Annotated in this window: 18 protein-coding genes; all 18 read left to right on the top strand. The window is 69.0% G+C overall.

Going from position 1 to position 20065, the window contains the following annotated elements; genetic code table 11:
- The first annotated feature begins 31 nt into the window (after positions 1 to 31).
- On the top strand, positions 32 to 1060 hold the full coding sequence (gene adhP, locus GDIA_RS03545; RefSeq protein ID WP_012553308.1) for an alcohol dehydrogenase AdhP: 1029 nt from the start codon (positions 32 to 34) through the stop codon (positions 1058 to 1060).
- Between the two features lie 143 nt (positions 1061 to 1203).
- Positions 1204 to 2625, top strand: a complete 1422-nt coding sequence (locus GDIA_RS03540; RefSeq protein WP_012553307.1) for a M20 family metallopeptidase — start codon at positions 1204 to 1206, stop codon at positions 2623 to 2625.
- A gap of 130 nt (positions 2626 to 2755) precedes the next feature.
- Positions 2756 to 3190: an NADH-quinone oxidoreductase subunit A gene (locus GDIA_RS03535; RefSeq protein WP_012553306.1), complete on the top strand. Its 435-nt coding sequence runs from the start codon at positions 2756 to 2758 to the stop codon at positions 3188 to 3190.
- Positions 3175 to 3810 carry an NADH-quinone oxidoreductase subunit B gene (locus tag GDIA_RS03530; RefSeq protein WP_012226477.1) on the top strand — a complete coding sequence of 212 codons (636 nt, stop codon included), beginning with the start codon at positions 3175 to 3177 and terminating at the stop codon, positions 3808 to 3810. Before GDIA_RS03535 ends, GDIA_RS03530 begins: the two co-directional genes overlap by 16 nt.
- A gap of 12 nt (positions 3811 to 3822) precedes the next feature.
- Complete coding sequence (gene nuoC, locus GDIA_RS03525; protein ID WP_012226476.1) at positions 3823 to 5628, top strand: NADH-quinone oxidoreductase subunit C/D; 1806 nt, start codon at positions 3823 to 3825, stop codon at positions 5626 to 5628.
- A complete protein-coding gene (gene nuoE / locus GDIA_RS03520) occupies positions 5615 to 6109 on the top strand; it encodes an NADH-quinone oxidoreductase subunit NuoE (RefSeq protein WP_012226475.1) in 495 nt (164 codons plus the stop codon). The genes nuoC and nuoE overlap by 14 nt, the downstream gene beginning before the upstream one ends.
- Complete coding sequence (nuoF, locus tag GDIA_RS03515; RefSeq protein ID WP_012226474.1) at positions 6106 to 7392, top strand: NADH-quinone oxidoreductase subunit NuoF; 1287 nt, start codon at positions 6106 to 6108, stop codon at positions 7390 to 7392. Before nuoE ends, nuoF begins: the two co-directional genes overlap by 4 nt.
- Before the next feature lie 9 nt (positions 7393 to 7401).
- Entirely contained in the window at positions 7402 to 10092 is a 2691-nt protein-coding gene (gene nuoG, locus GDIA_RS03510) for an NADH-quinone oxidoreductase subunit NuoG (protein WP_012226473.1), read from the top strand.
- A complete protein-coding gene (gene nuoH / locus GDIA_RS03505; protein ID WP_012226472.1) occupies positions 10089 to 11045 on the top strand; it encodes an NADH-quinone oxidoreductase subunit NuoH in 957 nt (318 codons plus the stop codon). Before nuoG ends, nuoH begins: the two co-directional genes overlap by 4 nt.
- Before the next feature lie 10 nt (positions 11046 to 11055).
- Complete coding sequence (gene nuoI / locus GDIA_RS03500; RefSeq protein ID WP_012553305.1) at positions 11056 to 11568, top strand: NADH-quinone oxidoreductase subunit NuoI; 513 nt, start codon at positions 11056 to 11058, stop codon at positions 11566 to 11568.
- An 11-nt stretch (positions 11569 to 11579) separates the two neighbouring features.
- Complete coding sequence (gene nuoJ, locus GDIA_RS03495) at positions 11580 to 12077, top strand: NADH-quinone oxidoreductase subunit J (RefSeq protein ID WP_012553304.1); 498 nt, start codon at positions 11580 to 11582, stop codon at positions 12075 to 12077.
- The gene (nuoK, locus tag GDIA_RS03490; RefSeq protein WP_012226469.1) at positions 12074 to 12388 is read left to right on the top strand and encodes an NADH-quinone oxidoreductase subunit NuoK; all 315 of its coding nucleotides are present in this window, start codon (positions 12074 to 12076) and stop codon (positions 12386 to 12388) included. Before nuoJ ends, nuoK begins: the two co-directional genes overlap by 4 nt.
- Positions 12389 to 12393: 5 nt before the next feature.
- Complete coding sequence (nuoL, locus tag GDIA_RS03485; RefSeq protein WP_012226468.1) at positions 12394 to 14271, top strand: NADH-quinone oxidoreductase subunit L; 1878 nt, start codon at positions 12394 to 12396, stop codon at positions 14269 to 14271.
- Positions 14268 to 15749, top strand: a complete 1482-nt coding sequence (locus tag GDIA_RS03480) for a complex I subunit 4 family protein (protein WP_012226467.1) — start codon at positions 14268 to 14270, stop codon at positions 15747 to 15749. Before nuoL ends, GDIA_RS03480 begins: the two co-directional genes overlap by 4 nt.
- 11 nt (positions 15750 to 15760) lie before the next feature.
- Complete coding sequence (locus GDIA_RS03475) at positions 15761 to 17227, top strand: NADH-quinone oxidoreductase subunit N (protein ID WP_231854100.1); 1467 nt, start codon at positions 15761 to 15763, stop codon at positions 17225 to 17227.
- Between the two features lie 60 nt (positions 17228 to 17287).
- Entirely contained in the window at positions 17288 to 17740 is a 453-nt protein-coding gene (locus GDIA_RS03470) for a CBS domain-containing protein (protein ID WP_012553303.1), read from the top strand.
- Between the two features lie 298 nt (positions 17741 to 18038).
- On the top strand, positions 18039 to 19640 hold the full coding sequence (locus tag GDIA_RS03465; RefSeq protein WP_043458659.1) for a flavin monoamine oxidase family protein: 1602 nt from the start codon (positions 18039 to 18041) through the stop codon (positions 19638 to 19640).
- Positions 19640 to 20059: a c-type cytochrome gene (locus GDIA_RS03460; RefSeq protein WP_012553301.1), complete on the top strand. Its 420-nt coding sequence runs from the start codon at positions 19640 to 19642 to the stop codon at positions 20057 to 20059. Before GDIA_RS03465 ends, GDIA_RS03460 begins: the two co-directional genes overlap by 1 nt.
- Positions 20060 to 20065: the final 6 nt, after the last annotated feature.

The raw sequence follows: 20065 nt of genomic DNA, 5'->3' as shown, positions 1-20065 counted from the left end.
ATCTGCGGATACAATCCTTGGGGGAACGAGCATGACTGGAAAGATGAAGGCCGCTGTCGTTCGTGAGTTCGGCAAGCCGCTGACGATCGAAGAGCTGGATATTCCCTCGATCCGGCCGGACCAGATCCTGGTCAAGATGGACGCGTGCGGCGTCTGCCACACCGACCTGCACGCCGCCCGGGGGGACTGGCCCGTGAAGCCGAATCCGCCCTTCATCCCGGGGCACGAGGGCGTGGGCCACGTCGTGTCCGTGGGCAGCGCGGTCAAATGGGTCAAGCTGGGCGATGTCGTCGGCGTGCCGTGGCTGTATTCGGCCTGCGGCCATTGCGAGCACTGCCTGGGCGGGTGGGAAACGCTGTGCGCCAGCCAGGACGATACCGGCTACACCGTCAATGGCTGCTTCGCCGAATATGTGGTGGCCGATCCCAGTTACGTCGCCCACCTGCCGAAGACGATCGACCCGCTGCAGGTGGCGCCCGTGCTCTGTGCCGGCCTGACGGTCTACAAGGGCCTGAAGATGACCGACACCAAGCCGGGTGACTGGGTCGCGGTGTCGGGTGTCGGCGGGCTGGGCCAGATGGCGGTGCAATACGGCGTCGCCATGGGGATGAACGTCATCGCCGTCGATATCGACGACGAAAAGCTGGCCACGGCAAAGGCCCTGGGCGCGGCGCTGACGGTGAACGCGCGCGCCACCGATCCCGCCCCCTTCATCCAGTCGCAGGTCGGCGGCGCCCATGGCGCGCTGGTCACGGCCGTGTCGCGCAGCGCGTTCTCGCAGGCGATGGGCTTTGCCCGCCGGGGCGGCACGATCGTGCTGAACGGGCTGCCGCCGGGGGAATTCCCGATTTCCATCTTCGACATGGTCATGGCCGGGACCACGGTGCGCGGATCGATCGTCGGCACGCGGCTGGACATGATCGAGGCGGTGTCCTTCTTCGCCGACGGCAAGGTCAAGACGGTGATCGAGCCCGACCGGCTGGAAAACATCAACCAGATCTTCACCGACCTGGAAGAAGGCAAGATCCAGGGACGCAAGGTGCTGGATTTCCGCCAGTAAGCCGCGCCACGACCCCAGTCGTTCCGTCGAGGCCGGCATATCCGTGGCCGGGCACGGTGTGCAGGATGGCCTGACGGGGCGCATATGGCCTACGATGCGGCTGTTGCCGGGGAATGGTACCGGCGAGCGATTGGGGACCCGCGATGCGAAACAGTGCGCCGGTATGGGAATTCGTCGAGGCCCGCAAGGCACCGCTGATCGCGCTGAGCGATGCGGTGTGGGGCGTGCCGGAACTGAATTTCGACGAATTCCGCTCGGTCGCGCTGCATGACGCGGCGTTGCAGGCCGAAGGGTTCCACGTCACGCGCGACGTGGCGGACCTGCCGACCGCCGTCATGGGCGAGGCCGGGTCGGGCGGCCCCGTCATCGCCATCCTGGGCGAGTTCGACGCGCTGCCGGGACTGAGCCAGGAAGCCGGCCTGCTGCATCACCAGCCCGTGCCGGGCAGCGGGAACGGCCACGCCTGCGGGCACAACCTGCTGGGCTCGGCGGCGCTGCTGGCGGCGACGGCGGTCAAGGACTGGCTGGCCGCCACCGGCACGCCGGGGCGCGTGCGCTATTACGGCTGCCCGGCCGAGGAGGGGGGCGCGGGGAAGGGCTTCATGGTGCGCGCCGGGGTGTTCGACGATGTCGATGCCGCGATTTCGTGGCATCCCTTCGCGTTCGCCACCGTCTTTCCGCCGGCCGCCCTGGCCAATACGCGCCTGGACTTCACCTTCACCGGCCGTGCCGCCCATGCGGCCTCGGCCCCGCATCTGGGCCGCTCGGCGCTGGATGCGGCGGAACTGATGAATGTCGGCGTCAACTACCTGCGCGAGCACATGCTGCCGACATCGCGCATCCATTATGCCTACCAGGACGCGGGGGGTGCCGCGCCGAACGTGGTCCAGTCGCGCGTCGTCATCCGCTACACCGTCCGCGCGGCGGAACTGGAGGACATGCTGGCCCTGGCCGCCCGGGTGCGCCGCGTGGCCGAGGGCGCGGCGATGATGACCGAGACCCATGTGGACTGCGCGGTGGTCAGCGGCATGGCCAACCTGCTGGGCAACCCGCCGCTGGAAGCCGCGATGCAAGCCAATCTGGAACGGCTGGGCCCCCCGCCGTTCGACGAAGCCGACCGGGCCTTCGCGCGCCGCATGCAGGCGACCTTCACCCCGGAAGATATCGCATCGGCCTTCCGCCAGGTGGGAATGCCCCCGGCGACCGACAAACCGCTCTGCGACGTCGTCCTGCCCTATCCGTCGCCGGCCGGGCCGATCCTGCTGGGATCGACCGATGTGGGCGATGTCAGCTGGACGGTGCCGACGGTCCAGGCGCTGGGCGCGACCTGCGCCATCGGCACGGCGCTGCATTCCTGGCAGATGACGGCGCAGGGAAAATCCCCGATCGCGCACAAGGGCATGGTCCATGTCGCCAAGGTCATGGCGGCGACGGCGACCGACATCCTGAGCGACCCGGTATTGCTGGACCGCGCGAAGCAGGACCACGCGGCGAAGCTGCGCGCGCAGCCCTATATCAGCCCGATGCCCCCCGAAGTACAGCCCCCGGTAAAACACCGTCCGTAAACGCGCACCGGTATCGGCCCGACACGGACGCGTGAACGGGGTAAAAAAGGGTGAACCCGGTCCGGGCAGGGCACGTTAACCGCAGAACATTCCGTCATTTTCGGTCACTTCAACCTCAGCGGTGTTGGCCATGTCGGACTTCTGCACGCAGCATCCGCTCTTTTCCTATGCCGTGGCGATCGTGGTCCTGCTGGCCGCGATGCTGGGCCTGGGGGCGGTTTCCGGGACCCGGCGCGTCGGCGCGGCACGTGGGCGGTCGATGGACCTGCCGTTCGAATCCGGTGTCCTGCCGGTCGGTTCGGCGCATTTGCGCATCCCGGTGCAATATTACCTGGTTGCGATGCTCTTCGTCATATTCGACGTGGAATCGGTTTTCCTGTTTTCGTGGGCACCGGTGGCGGTCGGCGCCGGGTGGCGCGGCTATGGCGCGGTGGTGGTGTTCGTCGCCTCGCTGGCGGCGGCGCTGGCCTATGTGTGGCGGTGGGGCGCGCTGGACTGGGGCCCTGTTCCCCGTCGCCGGATAGACTATCGCAGGGCGGGGGACGCATCATGCGCTGGTCGCTGACCCGACCGGGCGAGGAACCCGGCACGCCGCGCGACGCGACCATGACCGAAACCGTGAAACGCAACCTGGTGATGGGGCGGTTGCAGGATTTCGTGTCCTGGGGACAGAAGAATTCGATCTGGCCGTTCAATTTCGGCCTGTCCTGCTGCTACGTCGAAATGGCGACGGCCTTCACCAGCAAATACGACATCGCCCGGTTCGGGTCCGAGGTGCTGCGCGCCACCCCGCGCGAGGCCGACCTGATCGTCATCTCCGGCACCGTCTTCGTGAAGATGGCCCCGATCGTCAAATATCTGTACGACCAGATGCTGGAACCGCGCTGGGTGATCTCGATGGGGTCCTGCGCCAATTCCGGCGGAATGTACGACATCTACAGCGTGGTGCAGGGGGTGGACAGCTTCCTGCCGGTCGATGTCTACGTCCCGGGCTGCCCGCCCCGGCCGGATGCGCTGCTGGAAGGACTGATGCTGCTGCAGGATTCCGTGGGCACGCAGCGCCGGCCGCTCAGCTGGATGGTGGGGCCGCAGGGTGTCGAACGGGTCACGCCGCCCAGCCTGCGTGATGCGAAGCGCGACCAGCGCCGCGCCGCGCAGACCCTGCGCAGCCCCGACACGATCTGACGGGGCCGCGCGATGATCGTGCCCGACCTGGTGGCGGACGCCATGACCGCAGGACCGCCCGCCGCGAAAAGCGGAGACGGCGCCACCATGTTCGGGCAGGTCTCCGACCTGGGGCCGGGAACGGTGCTGGCGGTCGAGACGGCGCGCGACGGAGTGCCCACGGCCTGGATCGCGCCGACTTCCCTGCGCGCGGTCGTCGGCATGCTGCGCGAACCGGCGGCGGCGCTGCGGATGCTGTTCGACCTGACGGCGATCGACGAACGGCAGCGCGCGCACCGCGTCGGACAGCCGGATTGCGCCTTTACCCTGGTCTGCCATTTCATGGCCCTGGGGGGTGCGGGCGACGCACTGCGCCTGAAGGTGCCGTTGCCCGCCGAGGCGCCGCGGGTGCCGTCGATCGCGGACTTTTGGCCCAACGCGAACTGGTACGAGCGCGAGGTCTGGGACCTGTTCGGCATCACGTTCGAGGGCCACCCGTTCCTGCGGCGCATCCTGACCCCGCCCACCTGGACCGGGCACCCGCTGCGCAAGGACCATTACGCCCGCGCCACCGAAATGCCGCCCTACAGTCTGACCGAAGACCAGGAAATGGCCGAACAGCAGGCCCTGCGCTTCGACCCCGGCGCGTGGGGCATGGCGCGGCATTCGGCGCATAGCGACTTCATGTTCCTCAATCTGGGGCCGAACCATCCCAGCGTGCATGGGGTGTTTCGCATCGTCTTGCAACTGGAGGGCGAGCGGATCGTCGATGCGGTGCCCGATATCGGTTTTCACCATCGTGGCGCCGAGAAGATGGGCGAGCGCCAGTCCTGGCACAGCTTCATTCCCTATACCGACCGGGTCGATTACCTGGGCGGCGTCATGAACAATTTCCCCTATGTCATGGCGGTGGAAAAATTGGCCGGCATCACGGTGCCGCCCCGGGCGCAGATGATCCGGGTCATGCTGGCCGAACTGTTCCGTGTGGCCAGCCACCTGGTGTTCTACGGCACCATGACGCAGGATGTCGGGCAGTTGTCGCCGGTCTTCTACATGTTCAGCGACCGCGAGCGGGTTTTCGAAATCATCGAGGCCATCTGCGGTTTTCGCATGCATCCCGCCTGGTTCCGCATCGGCGGCGTGGCGATGGACCTGCCGCGCGGCTGGGACGGGCTGATCCGTGATTTCCTGGACTATCTGCCGCCGCGCCTGGACGAGTACGAAAAGATGGTGATGCGCAATCCCATCTTCCGGGCACGGACCATCGGCGTCGGCGCCTACGACGTATCGGAAGCCATTGCCTGGGGGGTGACGGGGCCGGGCCTGCGGGCCTGCGGCCTGGAATGGGACCTGCGGCGCAAGGTCCCCTATTCGGGATACGACCAGCTGGAGTTCGATATTCCGACGGCGCAGAACGGCGATTGCTACGACCGGGTGCGCGTCCATATCGCGGAAATCCGCCAGAGCCTGCGCATCATCCGGCAATGTCTGGACGGCATGCCCGCGGGCGCGATCAAGGCGGAACACAGGCTGACCACGCCGCCGCCGCGGGCGCGGACGATGCATGACATCGAAACCCTGATCCATCATTTCCTGTCCGTCAGCTGGGGGCCGGTCATTCCGCCCGGCGAGGCCCATGCCTGCGTCGAGGCGACGAAGGGGCTCAATTCCTATCACCTGATCAGCGACGGGGGGACGATGTCCTATCGCACGCGCATCCGTACCCCGTCCTTTCCCCATCTGCAGATGATCCCGCTGATCAGCCGGGGCGGGATGATCGCCGACCTGATCGCGATCATCGGCAGCATCGATTTCGTGATGGCCGATGTCGACCGCTGACCCGCCCCTGCCGCCCGACCTGAAGGCCGAGATCGCGGCCATGGTGCGGGCCGCCGATTACCCGCGCGCGGTGTCGGTGGGCGCGCTGGCCGCCGTGCAGGCGCGCTTCGGCTGGGTGTGCGACGCTCATCTGGCCGAACTGTCGGATCTGACGGGCCTGTCGGTCGCGGACCTGGACGGGGTCGCGACCTTCTTCAACCTGATCTTCCGCCGCCCGGTCGGGCGGCACGTCATCATGATGTGCGACAGCGTGTCGTGCTGGATCATGGGGCGTGACGCGCTGTGCGCGCGGCTGTGCGACCGGCTGGGCATCCGCCCCGGCCAGACGACGCCGGACGGGGCGGTGACGCTGCTGCCGATCGTCTGCCTGGGCCATTGCGACCACGCGCCGGCCCTGCTGGTGGACCGGACGCTGCATGGCGATGTGGACGAGGCCGGGATCGACCGCATCGCCGACAACGTGCGGGGGCACCCGGCATGAGCGAACGCCCCCTGACCGCCATGATCGACGCCGCCGGCCCGCCGGACTGCGCCGCCTATGGCCGCGCCGGCGGCTGGCAGGGGCTGCGGCGCGCGCTGCGCGACCTGACGCCGGAGGCCGTCATTGCCGAGGTCACGGATTCACGCCTGCGCGGGCGCGGCGGAGCCGGGTTCGGCACCGGGCAGAAATGGAGCTTCGTACCCAGGACCCCGGCCGGGGACCAGCGCAAATACCTGGTCGCCAATGCCGACGAGATGGAGCCCGGCACCTTCAAGGACCGCATCCTGCTGGAGGGCAATCCCCTGCAACTGATCGAGGGGATGATCGTGGCGGGATATGCCATCCAGGCCGGCGAGGGCGTGATCTTCCTGCGCGGGGAATATCACCTGGCGCTGGACCGCCTGACCCGCGCGATCGACGAGGCCCGGGCCGTCGGCTGGCTGGGGCGGGACATCGCGGGCTCGGGCTTCGATTTCGACATCCATGTCCATGCCAGCGGCGGCCGCTATATCTGCGGCGAGGAAACGGCGCTGCTGACGGCGCTGGAGGGCAGCCGCGCGGTGCCGCGCAGCAAGCCGCCCTTTCCGCAGGTCGGCGGCCTGTGGGGCGCGCCCTCGGTCGTCAACAATGTCGAAACCCTGTGCAACGTGCCACACATCCTGGCCAATGGCGCCGCGTGGTTCCGCGCGCTGGCCATCGGGCCGGATGGCGGGACCAAGCTGTTCGGCGTCAGCGGCCGGGTGAAGCGGCCGGGCGCGTGGGAACTGCCGATGGGCACCCCGCTGCGTGAGATCATCGAGGAGCATGCCGGCGGCATGCGCGACGGCTACGGCCTGCGCGCGCTGCTGCCGGGCGGGGCCTCCACCGCCTTTCTCGACGGCGGGGCGATCGACATCGCCATGGACTACGCCACCGTCGAGAAGGCCGGCAGCCGGCTGGGCACGGGGCTTGCGATCCTGCTGGACGACCGGACCTGTCCGGTCGGGATGCTGCGCAACCTGGAACATTTCTTCGCCCAGGAATCCTGCGGCTGGTGCACGCCCTGCCGCGACGGGCTGCCCTGGGTGGAACGGCTGCTGGACGCGATCGAGGAGGGCAGGGGCGAGGATGGCGACCTGGACCTGCTGGCCCATCATGCCCGCATGATCGGCCCGATGGGCCGCACCTTCTGCGCGCATGCCCCCGGCGCCATCGCGCCGCTGTCCAGTGGACTGAACCTGTTCCGGGCGGAGTTCGAGGCGCATCTGCGCCTCGGCCGCTGCCCGCATCGCCACGCGGCATAAGGGGACGCCATGGCCACGATCCGGATCGACGGACGAGACTGCCCCGCCCGGCTGGATGAAAACCTGCTGCAGGCGTGCCTGGAAAGCGGCGCGGACCTGCCCTATTTCTGCTGGCATCCCGAACTGGGGTCGGTCGGGGCGTGCCGGCAATGCGCGGTGCGGCAGTTCGCGGGCCCCGACGACACGCGCGGGCGGATCGTCATGGCGTGCATGACGCCGGTCACCGATGGTGCGATCCTGTCGATCGAGGATCAGGAGGCACGGGACTTCCGTGCCGGGGTCATCGAATGGCTGATGACCAACCACCCCCATGACTGCCCGGTCTGCGCCGAGGGCGGCGAATGCCACCTGCAGGACATGACGGTCATGACCGGCCATGCCGCGCGGCGCTATCGCTTCCCCAAGCGCACGCATCGCAACCAGGACCTGGGCCCCTTCGTCCGGCACGAGATGAACCGCTGCATCGCCTGCTATCGCTGCGTGCGCTTCTATCGCGACTATGCCGGCGGCACCGACCTGGCGGCGTTCGGCGCGCATAACGACGTCTATTTCGGCCGCGCCGCCGGCGGCGTGCTGGAAAGCGGCTTCGCCGGCAACCTGGTGGAAATCTGTCCGACCGGCGTGTTCACCGACAAGCCTTTCACGTCGGTCTATGTCCGCAAATGGGACATGGACGGTGCGCCGTCGGTCTGCCCCCATTGCGCGGTCGGCTGCAATACCATCGTCAACGCGCGCCAGGGCTCGGTACGGCGGGTGATCAACCGCTACCACGACGCGGTCAATCGCTATTTCCTGTGCGACCGGGGGCGGTTCGGCCATGGCTTCGCGCAGGCGCCGTCCCGCCCGCGCGTCCCCCTGCGCCGGGTGGACGGACAGCAGGCGGTCGCGGCCGTGCGCGACGTGCTGGACCGGTTCGCGGACATGGCGGCGGACGGGCCGGTGGTGGGCATCGGCTCGGCGCGCGCGTCGGTCGAGGCGAATTTCGCCCTGCGCAACCTGGTGGGTCCGGCGGGATTTTCCACCGGCCTGACGGGGGCGGAACACGACCTGGCCTGCGCGCTGCCGAACCTGCTGCGCGCCACGCCGGCGCGCAATCCCACCCTGCACGACATGGAACGCGCCGATGCCGTCCTGATCCTGGGCGAGGACGTGGCGGCGACCGCCCCGCGTGTCGCGCTGGCGCTGCGCCAGGCGGTGCGCCAGCCGGATTACGGCGCCGCCGACGCGGCCAAGGTCCCGCGCTGGATGGACGCCGCCGCGCGCACCATGGGCACCGGCCTGCGCGTGCCGCTGTTCGTGCTGACGCCCGGCGCCACCGGCCTGGACGACATTGCCGAGGGCATAAGGCGCGCGGCCCCCGACGACATCGCGCGGCTGGGCTTCGCCATCGCGCACCGGATCGACATGAACGCGCCCGAGGTCGCGGACCTGACCGAGGACGAGGCCGCCCTGGCGGACCGGATCGCGCGGGCCCTGTCCGCCGCCGGCCGGCCGCTGATCGTCACCGGGTCGCACTACGGCATGGCGGCGCTGCCGCACGCCGCCGCCAACATCGCGACCGCCCTGGCCCATGCGGGGCGCGACGTGGCCCTGTCGGTGATGCAGCCGGACTGCAACAGCATGGGCGTGGCGCTGCTGGGCGGGGTCAGCCTGGACGCGGTGGCCGGCATGGTGCGGGCGGGCGGGATCGGCACGCTGGTGGTGATGGAAAACGACCTGACCCGCCGCATGGCGCCGGACGCGCTGGAGGCCCTGCTGGCGGGTGTGCGGCATCTGGTGGTCATCGACCATGTCGCGACGCAACTGATGGCGCGGGCGGATATCGTGCTGCCCTCCGCCGCGTTTTCGGAATGCGCCGGCACGCTGGTCAGTGCCGAGGGACGGGCCCAGCGTTTCCTGCCCGTGCTGTCGCCCGACCGGCCCATCCAGGCGGCATGGCGCTGGGCGCGCGACCTGGCCCGCGCGGTGGGGCGTGATCCGGGCTGGGCCGACCTGGATTCGATCGTCGCCGCGATCGGCACGTCCTGCCCGGCCCTGGCCGGGATCGGGGCCGCCGCGCCGGATGCGTCCTATCGGCTGGACGGACAGCGCGTGCGTTCGGCGCCCCCGCGTTTCGACGGGCGTACCGCGATGCGCGCCCAGGTCAGCGTGCGCGACCGGCCGCCGGTGGCCAACCCGGACACGCCGCTCTCCCCGTCGATGGAGGGATCGTACGGGGCGGACATGCCGGGGGCGCTGGTTCCGTACTATCAGCAGCCGGGATGGAATTCGGTCCAGGCGCTGAACCGCTTCCAGCAGGAAATCGGCGGCCCGATGCGCGGCGGCGACGCGGGAGTCCGCCTGCTGGATGGCGACATGCCGGCCGCGCCTGCCTGGCACGCCGACATTCCCCCCCGTTTCGTGCCGTCCACGGACCGCATCCTGCTGCTGCCGCAGGAACTGCTGTTCGGAACCGAGGAACTGAGCACGCTGTCGCCGCCGGTCGCCGCGCGGGCGGAACCGATGGTGCTGCGCGTGGGCACGGACTGGCCGGCGGATGCCACTCTGCTGCTCGCGGGGCAGGCGATCGGCCTGCCGGTGGTGCGGGATGCGGCGGTGCCGCCCGGGGTCGCGCTGTGTCCGGCGCATGCGGGCGGGGCGCAGGGTATCGTCAGTCCCGTCTGGGCCGATATCGGGCATGCGGGCGGGGACGCGTCATGATCGTTCCCATGCCCGCCATCATTGCCGTCACGCTGGTGGTCCTGCTGGGGCTGGCGACGGCGCTGACGTGGGTCGAGCGGCGCCTGCTGGGCGTGTGGCAGGACCGCTACGGGCCCAACCGCGTCGGGCCCGGCGGCGTTCTGCAGGCCGTGGCCGACGGCATCAAGATCCTGTTCAAGCAGGACTGGATTCCGCCGTTCGCCGACCGGGCCGTGTTCGTCCTGGCGCCGACCATCGGCATGATGACGGTGCTGCTGTCCTTCGCGGTCATCCCCGTCACCGCGTGGTGGAGCGTCGCCGCCGGGCTGAATGTCGGGCTGCTGTTCGTCTTCGCCGCCATGGGGATGGGGGTCTATTCCGTGGTGCTGGCGGGCTGGGCGTCGAACAGCAAATACGCCCTGCTGGGCGGGCTGCGGGCGGCGGCGCAGATGATCAGCTACGAAGTGTTCATGGGCCTGTCCGCCCTGGGCGTGGTCATGGCGGCGCATTCGTTCAGCCTGCGCGACATCGTGCTGGCGCAGTCGGGCCTGTGGTTCGTCATCCCGCAGGCACTGGGCTGCGTCGTGTTCCTGCTGGCCGGAATCGCGGAAACCCATCGCCTGCCGTTCGATCTTCCGGAAGGCGAGAACGAACTGGGGGCCGGATTCCATACCGAATATTCGGGCATGAAGTTCGGCATGTTCTTCCTGGCGGAATATGCGGGCATCGTCCTGATCTCGGCCCTGGTGGCGACGTTGTACCTGGGCGGATGGCAGGGGCCGGTCCTGCCCGGGGGGCTGTGGTTCGCGCTGAAGACCGGGGTGCTGACCGGCCTGTTCATCCTGCTGCGCGCGGCGCTGCCGCGCCTGCGCTACGACCAGTTGATGGTGCTGGGCTGGAAGGTCCTGCTGCCGCTTTCCTTGCTCAATATCGTTGCGACCGGCGCGGTGCTGCTGCTGCGCGCGCCGGGATAGGGGGCCCGCGATGTTCGATATCCTGCGCACGCTGTGGCTGACCTTCCGGCACATGACCCATCGCCGGGTCACGGTGGGCTATCCCGAGACCAAGCCGCCGCTGCCGCCGCGCTATCGCGGGCGCATCATCCTGTCGCGCGATCCCGACGGGCAGGAACGCTGCGTCGCCTGCGGCCTGTGCGCCGTGGCCTGCCCGGTGGACTGCATCAGTCTGCAGAAAACGGAACAGGACGGGCGCTGGTACCCGGATTATTTCCGTATCAATTTTTCCCGCTGCATCTTCTGCGGATTCTGCGAGGAAGCCTGCCCGACCTACGCGATTCAGCTGACCCCCGATTTCGAGATGAGCGAATATGTCCGCCCCAGCCTGGTCTATGAAAAGGAGGACCTGCTGATTTCGGGAACCGGGAAATATCCCGATTACAGCTTCTATCTCGTGTCCGGCGTGACGATCCCGGGCAAGGACAAGGGGGAAGCGGAACGCGAATCCCCGCCAGTCGACGTGCGCAGCCTGATGCCCTGAGGGTGATGGACATGAATGTCTCCTTCGCCCTGTCCGCGCTGGTGGTCGTGCTGGCCGCCTTCATGACGGTCACGCGCGCGAATGCCGTGCACGCGCTGCTGTACCTGGTCGTGCTGCTGCTGGCGCTGGCCGGCATCTTTTTCCAGTTGGGCGCGCCTTTCGCGGCCATGCTGGAAGTCATCATCTATGCCGGCGCCATCATGGTCCTGTTCGTATTCGTGGTCATGATGCTCAACCTGGGGGCGACGGACCAGCGGCGCGAACGGGCGTGGATCGTGCCGCGCGTGTGGATCGGCCCGGTCCTGCTGGCCGGTGTCCTGCTGGCGGCGCTGCTGCGTGCGCTGGCCGTGACCGCGCCGGCGGGCGGCGGCGGCCCCATCGGTCCGGCGCAGGTGGGGCTGGTGTTGTACGGGCCCTATGCGCTGACGGTCGAACTGGCGTCGTTCCTGCTTCTGGCCGGGCTGGCCAGCGCCTTTCGCATCGGCCGCCATCTTCAGGGGGGGGAATGATCATGCGCCCCACCCCGGACATGGCGATGCTGCTGGCCGCCGGCCTGTTCGCGCTGGGGCTGCTGGGTGTCCTGGTGCGGCGCAACCTGCTGTTCATGCTGATGTCCATTGAAATCATGCTGAATGCGGCGGCGCTGGCCTTCGTCGCGGCCGGAACGCGCTGGCATGCGGCGGAGGGGCAGGTGATGTTCCTGATGATCCTGTCCCTGGCGGCGGCCGAGGCCGCGATCGGGCTGGCGATCCTGCTGCGGATGCACCAGGCGGGGCGGCCGACCCTGGACGCCGATACCGGCAACCGCCTGAAGGGATAGCGATCATGACCGCGCTGCCGCCGCTGATCGTCCTGTGCCCGCTCCTGGCCGCCACGATCCTGTTCCTGTTTCCCCTGTTCCTGCGGTCGGGCCGTATGTCCACCCGCGCGGCCTGCATCATTGCCGCCGGGGCGCTGGGCCTGTCGGCGCTGCTGACCGGATGGCTGGCGGTGGACCTGCTGCCCGCGCCCCATCCGGCCCTGCGGATCGTGCTGTGGCAGTGGATGCGCGTGGACGGGTTCGACGCGCATGTGTCGTTCGCGGTCGATCCGCTGTCGCTCGTGATGATGCTGGTCGTGACCGGGATCGGGTTCCTGATCCACCTGTATGCGTGCGGATATATGTGGGACGACCCCGATATCGCACGATTCTTCGGCGGCATGACGCTGTTCGTCGCCGCCATGCTGGTACTGGTCCTGTCGTCCGACCTGCTGTGCCTCTATGTGGGGTGGGAGGGCGTGGGCCTGTGTTCCTACCTGCTGATCGGCTTCTGGTACCGCGAGGTCGCGAACGGCGCCGCCGCGCGCAAGGCCTTCATCGTCACGCGGATCGGCGACGTGCTGCTGCTGTGCGGGCTGCTGCTGCTGGCGACGCGCGCGGGCAGCCTGGACATCGACCGCGTGCTGGACGCCACGCGCTTCCTGCGCGGCCCGGGCGCCGAACTGGTGGCGCTGCTGCTGCTGTGCGGCGCGGTGGCCAAGTCGGCGCAGGTTCCGTTCCAGATCTGGCTGCCCGACGCCATGGCCGGTCCCACGCCGGTTTCGGCCCTGATCCACGCGGCGACGATGGTGACGGCCGGGGTCTACCTGATCGCGCGGCTGCATGCGCTGTTCGAGCCGGCGCCGGTGGTGATGGGGGTGATCTCGGTCGTGGGGCTGGTGACGCTGCTGCTGGCGGGGGGCAGCGCCCTGGTCCAGACGGATATCAAGCGTATCCTGGCCTATTCCACCATCAGCCAGCTTGGCTACATGTTCCTGGCGCTGGGCACCGGGGCGTGGGGGGCCGCGATCTTCCACCTGGTGACGCATGCGATGTTCAAGGCGCTGCTGTTCATGGCGGCGGGCGCGGTGATCCTGCGCATGCATCACCAGCAGGATATCTTTCACATGGGCGGGCTGCGGCGGGCGATGCCGGGCGTCTTCGCCGCCTTCGTGGCGGGGGCGGCGGCGCTGGCGGGCGTGCCGCTGGTCTCCGCCGGGTTCTACAGCAAGGAAGCGATCCTGCAGGGCGCGTGGGACAGTTCCCCCCTGCTGTGGGCGGGGGCGCTGCTGGGGGCGTTCCTGACCGGGCTGTACAGTTTCCGCTGCGTCTTCATCGTCTTCCTGGGCGCGCCGCGCGGCACCGCGACGGGCAGCACCGGCTGGTCGATGGCGGTGCCGCTGGCGTGCCTGTCCGTCCTGGCGGTCGTCGGCGGGATGATCGAAATGCCCGATGTCATCGCGCCGGTGCACCTGCTGTCGCACCTGCTGGCGCCGGTGCTGGGCGGGGCCGAGGCGGAATCGGGCGGCGAGGGTGGTCGTGCGTTGCTGGCGGCCGGGTCCCTGGCGCCGCTGGCCGGGATCGCGCTGGCCTGGGTGTTCTGGCAACCGGGACGTGTGCCGCAGCCGGCCTCCGGCGTGCTGGCGGGGCTGGCGCGGGCGGGGTGGGGGTTCGATGCGGCGTACGGCGTGCTGGTGGTGCGCCCGTTCACCGCCCTGGGCCGGTGGATGAAGCGGGACGTGTTCGACATCCTGCCCGACCTGCTGGCGGCGGGGGCCGTCTGGGGCGGCAAGGCACTGGGACTGATGCAGGACGGCCAGGTCCGGCGCTATGCCGGGTGGCTGGCCGTGGGTACGGCGGTCGCCCTGTGCCTGGCGGTGCAGCCATGGGGGGGACGGCCATGATCGCGTTGCCGGCCCTGGTCCTGCTGCCGCTGGCCGGCGGGACGGCGGCGTGGCTGGCCGGACGCGGCGCCGGCCCGCGCGGGCCGTGGCGCGTGACGCTGGCCACGCTGGCGCTGCTGACCCTGCTGCTGCTGTACATCACCTGGCGTGCGTACTGGCACGCCCCGGCGGGCGGCGGGCCGTGGCTGGCGCATTTCGCCGTGCCGTGGATTCCCGCCCTGGGCATCGCGGTGCGCTGCGACCTGGACGGGCTGGGGCTGGTTATGCTGTGGCTGACGGTGGTGCTGTCCTGGCCGTGCGTGCTGCTGGCCTCGCGCGATATCGGGCCGGGGGCCGGGGTGTTTCACCTGCTGCTGCTGGCGACGGTCGCGGGGGTGGACGGCGTGTTCATCGCGACCGACCTGTTTCTGTTCTTCTTCTTCTGGGAACTGATGCTGGTACCGCTCTATGTCCTGATCACCGGCTGGGGGCACGAGGACCGGGCGCGCGCGGCCATCAAGTTCTTCCTGTTCACCCAGGGCAGCGGCCTGCTGATGCTGCTGTCCATCCTGGGTCTGGCCATCGCGCATTTTCGCCAGACCGGGGTCCTGACCTTCGATTATTTCGCCCTGGCGGGCACGATGCTGGCGCCGGGCGTGGCGCTGGCGCTGGCGTCGGGGTTCTTCGTCGCCTTCGCGGTGAAGCTGCCGGTGGTGCCGCTGCATGTCTGGCTGCCCGACACCCACACCCAGGCCCCCACGGCGGGCAGCGTGCTGCTGGCCGGGGTGCTGCTGAAGACCGGCGGTTACGGGCTGATCCGCTTCGTCGCGCTGCTGTTTCCCGACGCCGCGTCACGGCTGGCGCCGCTGGCGCTGGTGCTGGGGGTGGCGGGCGTCCTGTACGGCGCGATGCAGGCACTGGTGCAGGACGACCTGAAACGGCTGATCGCCTATAGCAGCGTCAGCCATCTGGGGTTCGTCCTGATGGGGGTTTTCTCGGGCTCGGCCCTGGGGATGGAAGGGGCGGTGGTGCAGATGCTGGCCCATGGGCTGAGCACCGGCGCGCTGTTCGTCATCGCCGGGGCGCTGCAGGACCGGCTGCATACCCGCGACCTGCGCCGCATGGGCGGATTGTGGGCGGTGATGCCGCATCTGTCCGCCATGGGGCTGGTCTTCGCGGTGGCGTCGCTGGGCCTGCCGGGCCTGGGCAATTTCGTGGGCGAATTCCTGGTGCTGCTGGCGACGTGGCGCATCAGTCCGCTGCTGGCCGTCCTGGCGGCGTCGGGGCTGGTCCTGTCCGCGCTGTACGGCCTGACCATGGTCAGCCGGGCCTTCCAGGGTCCCCTTCCGGTGGACGGGGTCCGGGGGGCCGGCGATTTCGGGGCGCGGCACATGGCGGTACTGGGCGGCACGGTCGCGCTGCTGATCGGCCTGGGCCTGTGCCCGCAGCCGGTGCTGGACCTGTCGCAGCCCGCCCGCCCGACGGTGTCCGCGCCATGACTCATGACGCCATGACCATATTGCCCGCCATGCCGCCGCCCGTGCTGGTCCTGGGGGCCGGCATCCTGGCCCTGCTGGCCTGCCTGGCATGGCGGCGCGCGGCCATGGGATGGGTGGCCGCCGGCACGCTGGTCCTGGCGCTGGCCAGCCTGGCCTTCGCCGGTGCGGGCGGCCCGCCCGTCGCGGACGGGGCCGCCCTGTTCGCGGCCGATGGGTGGTTCGTCTATGGCGCCGGGCTGATCGTGCTGTCGTCGGGCGGCGTGCTGGCCATGGCGTGGCGCCGCCTGGGGGATGACGGCGCGGGCGAGGGGCACCTGCTGCTGCTGCTGGGCACGCTGGGCGCCGTGATCGTGGCGGGCAGCGCGAACATGATCGCGCTGTTCCTGGGGCTGGAAACGCTCAGCCTGTCCCTGCCGGGGCTGGTCGCCTACCGGCCCGGCCGGCCGGAAGCGGTCGAGGCCGCGATGAAATACCTGATGCTGTCCGGTGTCTCGACCGCGATCCTGCTGTTCGGACTGGCATTGTCCTACGACCAGGGCGGCACGCTGCGCTTCGCCGCGCTGGATGGCGGGGCGCATGGAATCCTGGGGCTGGCGGCCAGCATCATGGTCCTGACGGGCCTGTTCTTCAAACTGTCGGTCGTGCCGTTCCATTTGTGGCTGCCCGACGTGATCGAGGGCGCGCCGCTGCCGGTCGCGGCCTTCATCGCCGTCGTCTCCAAGATCGCGCTGTTCGTCGCGCTGGCCCATTACGCCGCGGGCGTGGACCTGGCCGGCGCCGGACCCCTGTCCACCGAACTGACCGCGGTGGCGGTGCTGAGCATGCTGGGCGGCAACCTGCTGGCCCTGCGGCAGACCAACCTGAAGCGGCTGCTGGCGGGGTCGTCCATCGCCCATATCGGGTACCTGCTGGTGGCGCTGCTGTCGCCCGGGCCGTTCGGCGCGGGCAGCGCCGCCTTCTATCTGGCGGCCTATTCGGCGGCCACGCTGGGGGCGTTCGCGGTGTTGGGCGCGGTGGGGCAGGGTGGCGAGGACATGGCGGACCTCGATTCGTGGCGCGGCATGTTCCACCGGCATCCGGCGGTGGCCTGCGCGCTGTCCGTCATGCTGCTGTCGCTGGCGGGCATTCCCCCGGTCGCCGGCTTCTTCGCCAAGGCGTATATCGTCACGGCGGGCATGTCGGCCCACCGCACGGTCCTGTTGGCGGCCCTGATCGTGGGCAGCGTCATCGGCCTGTACTATTACCTGAACGTGGCGCGGGTCATGATGGCGTCCGCGCCGGGCGTCCTGCCGCGCGAAGGCGCCCCGGCGGGGCGCGGACAGGCCGGCCTGGTCGCGGTGCTGGCGGTGGTCGTGGTGATGATCGGCCTGCTGCCCGGCCCGCTGGTGCGGTGGAGCGGCGCGCTGGTCGCGGCGGCGGGGTCTCACGAATTTCTGTTCGCCGCCGCCCACGTGCCGGGCACCGTCCCCTTCCGTTAGCCGTCCGGCTTGCCACATCACCCTTGCGCGCCCCCGATCGGGGACGCGGGAGGATGCATCATGACGGCTTCTGTTCTTCAGGTGCTGGACCGCAAGGGCCATCACGTCACGACGGTGCGCGAGGATATGAACGTGGCCGACGTCGCACGCCTGCTCAGCGACCGGCGCATCGGCGGGGTTCCGGTGCTGGACGCGGCGGGCGTGCTGGTCGGGCTGGTGTCGGAACGCGCGCTGGTCGGCGCGCTATCGCGGTACGGGGCGGATTTCGCGCGGCTGCGGGCGGAGGACGTGATGATGCGCAACGTCCCCACGACGTCGCTGGACGAGGATATCGTCGCGGTCGCGCGCCGGATGACCGGACGGCGGGCCCGGCACGTCCCGGTGCTGGAAAACGGCGCGGTGGTCGGCCTGGTCAGCATCGGCGACCTCGTCAAGTTCCGGATCGAGGAAGCCCGCCACGCCGCGACCTCCGGCCGGAACTACATTATCGGCAACACGGACCACGCCGCCTGACATGATTCGATACCGAGACATTTTTTTGTTTCGTTGTGGCATTTGAATCACGATATCCCCCAGGCGCGCCCGGGACGTGCGGCTTCGAAAGCAGCGGTGAAACAAGGTGTCTTCGCGATGCGGGCCGGTACCGGGCGCCGGCGGAGGCGGAAAAAACCATTACGGTATGGAACCCAGATGATTGCCCCGGCGCGACGGAAGGCTGTAACAAGGTGGCTCACCGGCACAAGACGGGCGTGCCGTCCGGCTGTCACCTTATCTGTTGCATGCTCCTGCAACGTCTTCTGGGGAAGCTTTTATGACGAATGCTTTTCGGCGTCCGGCGGCTACGCGCCGTCAGATGCTGACCCGAATCGGCATATTGGGGGGCAGTGCCGCCCTCTATCAGGCGATGACCAGCCTGGGCCACGCCGCCGGCACCGATTTCAGCGGCCCGCCCGTCCTGACCGGGGCCAAGCGCGGAACCCGGGTTCTGGTGCTGGGGGCCGGCCTGGCCGGGATGCTGGCGGCCTATGAACTGCGCAAGGCGGGCTATCAGGTCCGCATCCTGGAATTCCAGAATCGCAGCGGCGGGCGCAATATTTCGCTGCGTGGCGGCGACACGCTGACGGAACTGGGCGGCGCGACCCAGAAGGTCCAGTTCGCCCCGGGCAACTACATCAACCCCGGCCCGTGGCGCATTCCATACCATCACCAGGGCCTGCTGCATTACTGCAAGGCGTTCGGTGTCGAACTGGAACCGTTCGTCGAACTGAACCATAATTCCTGGCTGCATACCTCGGACGCCTTCGGCGGCAAGGCCGTGCGCTATCGTGAATTCGCGTCCGACTTCAACGGCTTCACTGCCGAACTGCTGTCCAAGGCGATCGAGCAGCACAAACTGGACGATGTCGTTTCGGCCGACGAACGCGCCCATGTCGCCACGGCGATGCGCGAATGGGGCGGGCTGGACGCCAGCGGGGCCTATCGCAAGGGGGTGACCAGTTCGCTGCGGCGCGGCTTCGCGAAGCCGCAGGGCGGCGGCGTCGACGGCGCGCCGATCCCTTCGGATACGTTCGCGCGCGGCGACGTGATGCGGTCGGGCCTGTGGCAGTGGATGGCCTTCCACGAACGGCTGGACATGCAGACGACGATGTTCCAGCCCGTCGGCGGCATGGACCAGATCGGCAAGGGCTTCACCCGCCAGGTGCATGACCTGATCACCCTGAACTGCAAGGTCTCGTCGATCCACCAGGACGACCACGGGGTGACCGTGACCTATGACGACATGGCCCATGGCGGCGCCGTCCGGCAGGCCCAGGCCGATTATTGCGTCTGCACCATTCCGCTGTCGGTGCTCTCGCAGCTCGACATCCAGGTCAGCGGCCCGCTGAAGGCGGCGATCGCGGCGGTTCCCTATGCGTCGTCCGTCAAGCTGGGCCTGGAATTCAACCGCCGCTTCTGGGAGGAAGACGACCAGATCTATGGCGGCATCAGCTTCACCGACCAGCCGATCAGCCAGATCTCGTATCCCAGCCACGGCTATTTCAGCAACGGTCCGGCCGTCCTGCTGGGCGGCTACATGTTCGGGCCGGCGGCCTACGATTTCGCGGGCATGAGTCCGGCGGAGCGGATCGAGCGCGGGCTGGCGCAGGGTCAGGTCATCCATCCGAACTATCGCAAGGAATTCCGCTCGGGCGTCGCCGTGGCCTGGAGCCGCATGCCCTGGACCCTGGGGTGCTGTTCCATGTGGTCCGAGCAGGCACGCAAGACCCATTACAAGACGTTGTGCGAGGTCGATAACCGGATCGTCCTGGCCGGGGAGCATGCGTCCTATATCGGCTGCTGGCAGGAAGGCGCGATCCTGTCGTCGCTGGATGCCATCACGCGTCTGCACAAGCGTGCGCAGGGGGCTGTCTGATGCGTTCCGTATTCCTGCTCCTCGCCGGCCTGGCGGCCGGCGCGTTCCTCGCCCCGCAGGCCCATGCCGACAGCGCCAGCGCCGTCGTGGGCAAGATGCAGCCGCTGACGGACGGCGCCGCAGTCTACCAGCATGTGTGCCAGGGCTGCCATATGCCCGACGGCAAGGGCGCCCTGGGGTCGGGCGCCCGCTTTCCGGCCCTGGCCGGGAATGCCAAGCTGGCCAACGGCGACTACCCGATCTATGTCGTGCTGAACGGTTACGGCGGCATGCCGTGGTTTTCCGGCATGCTGACCGACAAGCAGGTGTCGGACGTGGTGAACTATGTCCGCAGCCATTTCGGCAATCATTACACCGACATCGTGAAGCCGGAAGACGTTGCCGGCCAGCGCCCGGCCATTAATCCCGAACAGGAATGACAGACA

Origin of the sequence: Gluconacetobacter diazotrophicus PA1 5 (assembly GCF_000021325.1) — a bacterium.
In the GTDB taxonomy this organism is placed as follows: Bacteria; Pseudomonadota; Alphaproteobacteria; order Acetobacterales; family Acetobacteraceae; genus Gluconacetobacter; species Gluconacetobacter diazotrophicus.
Note: the sequence above shows the minus strand (reverse complement) of the source record. Positions and strands in the feature narration are given on the sequence as shown.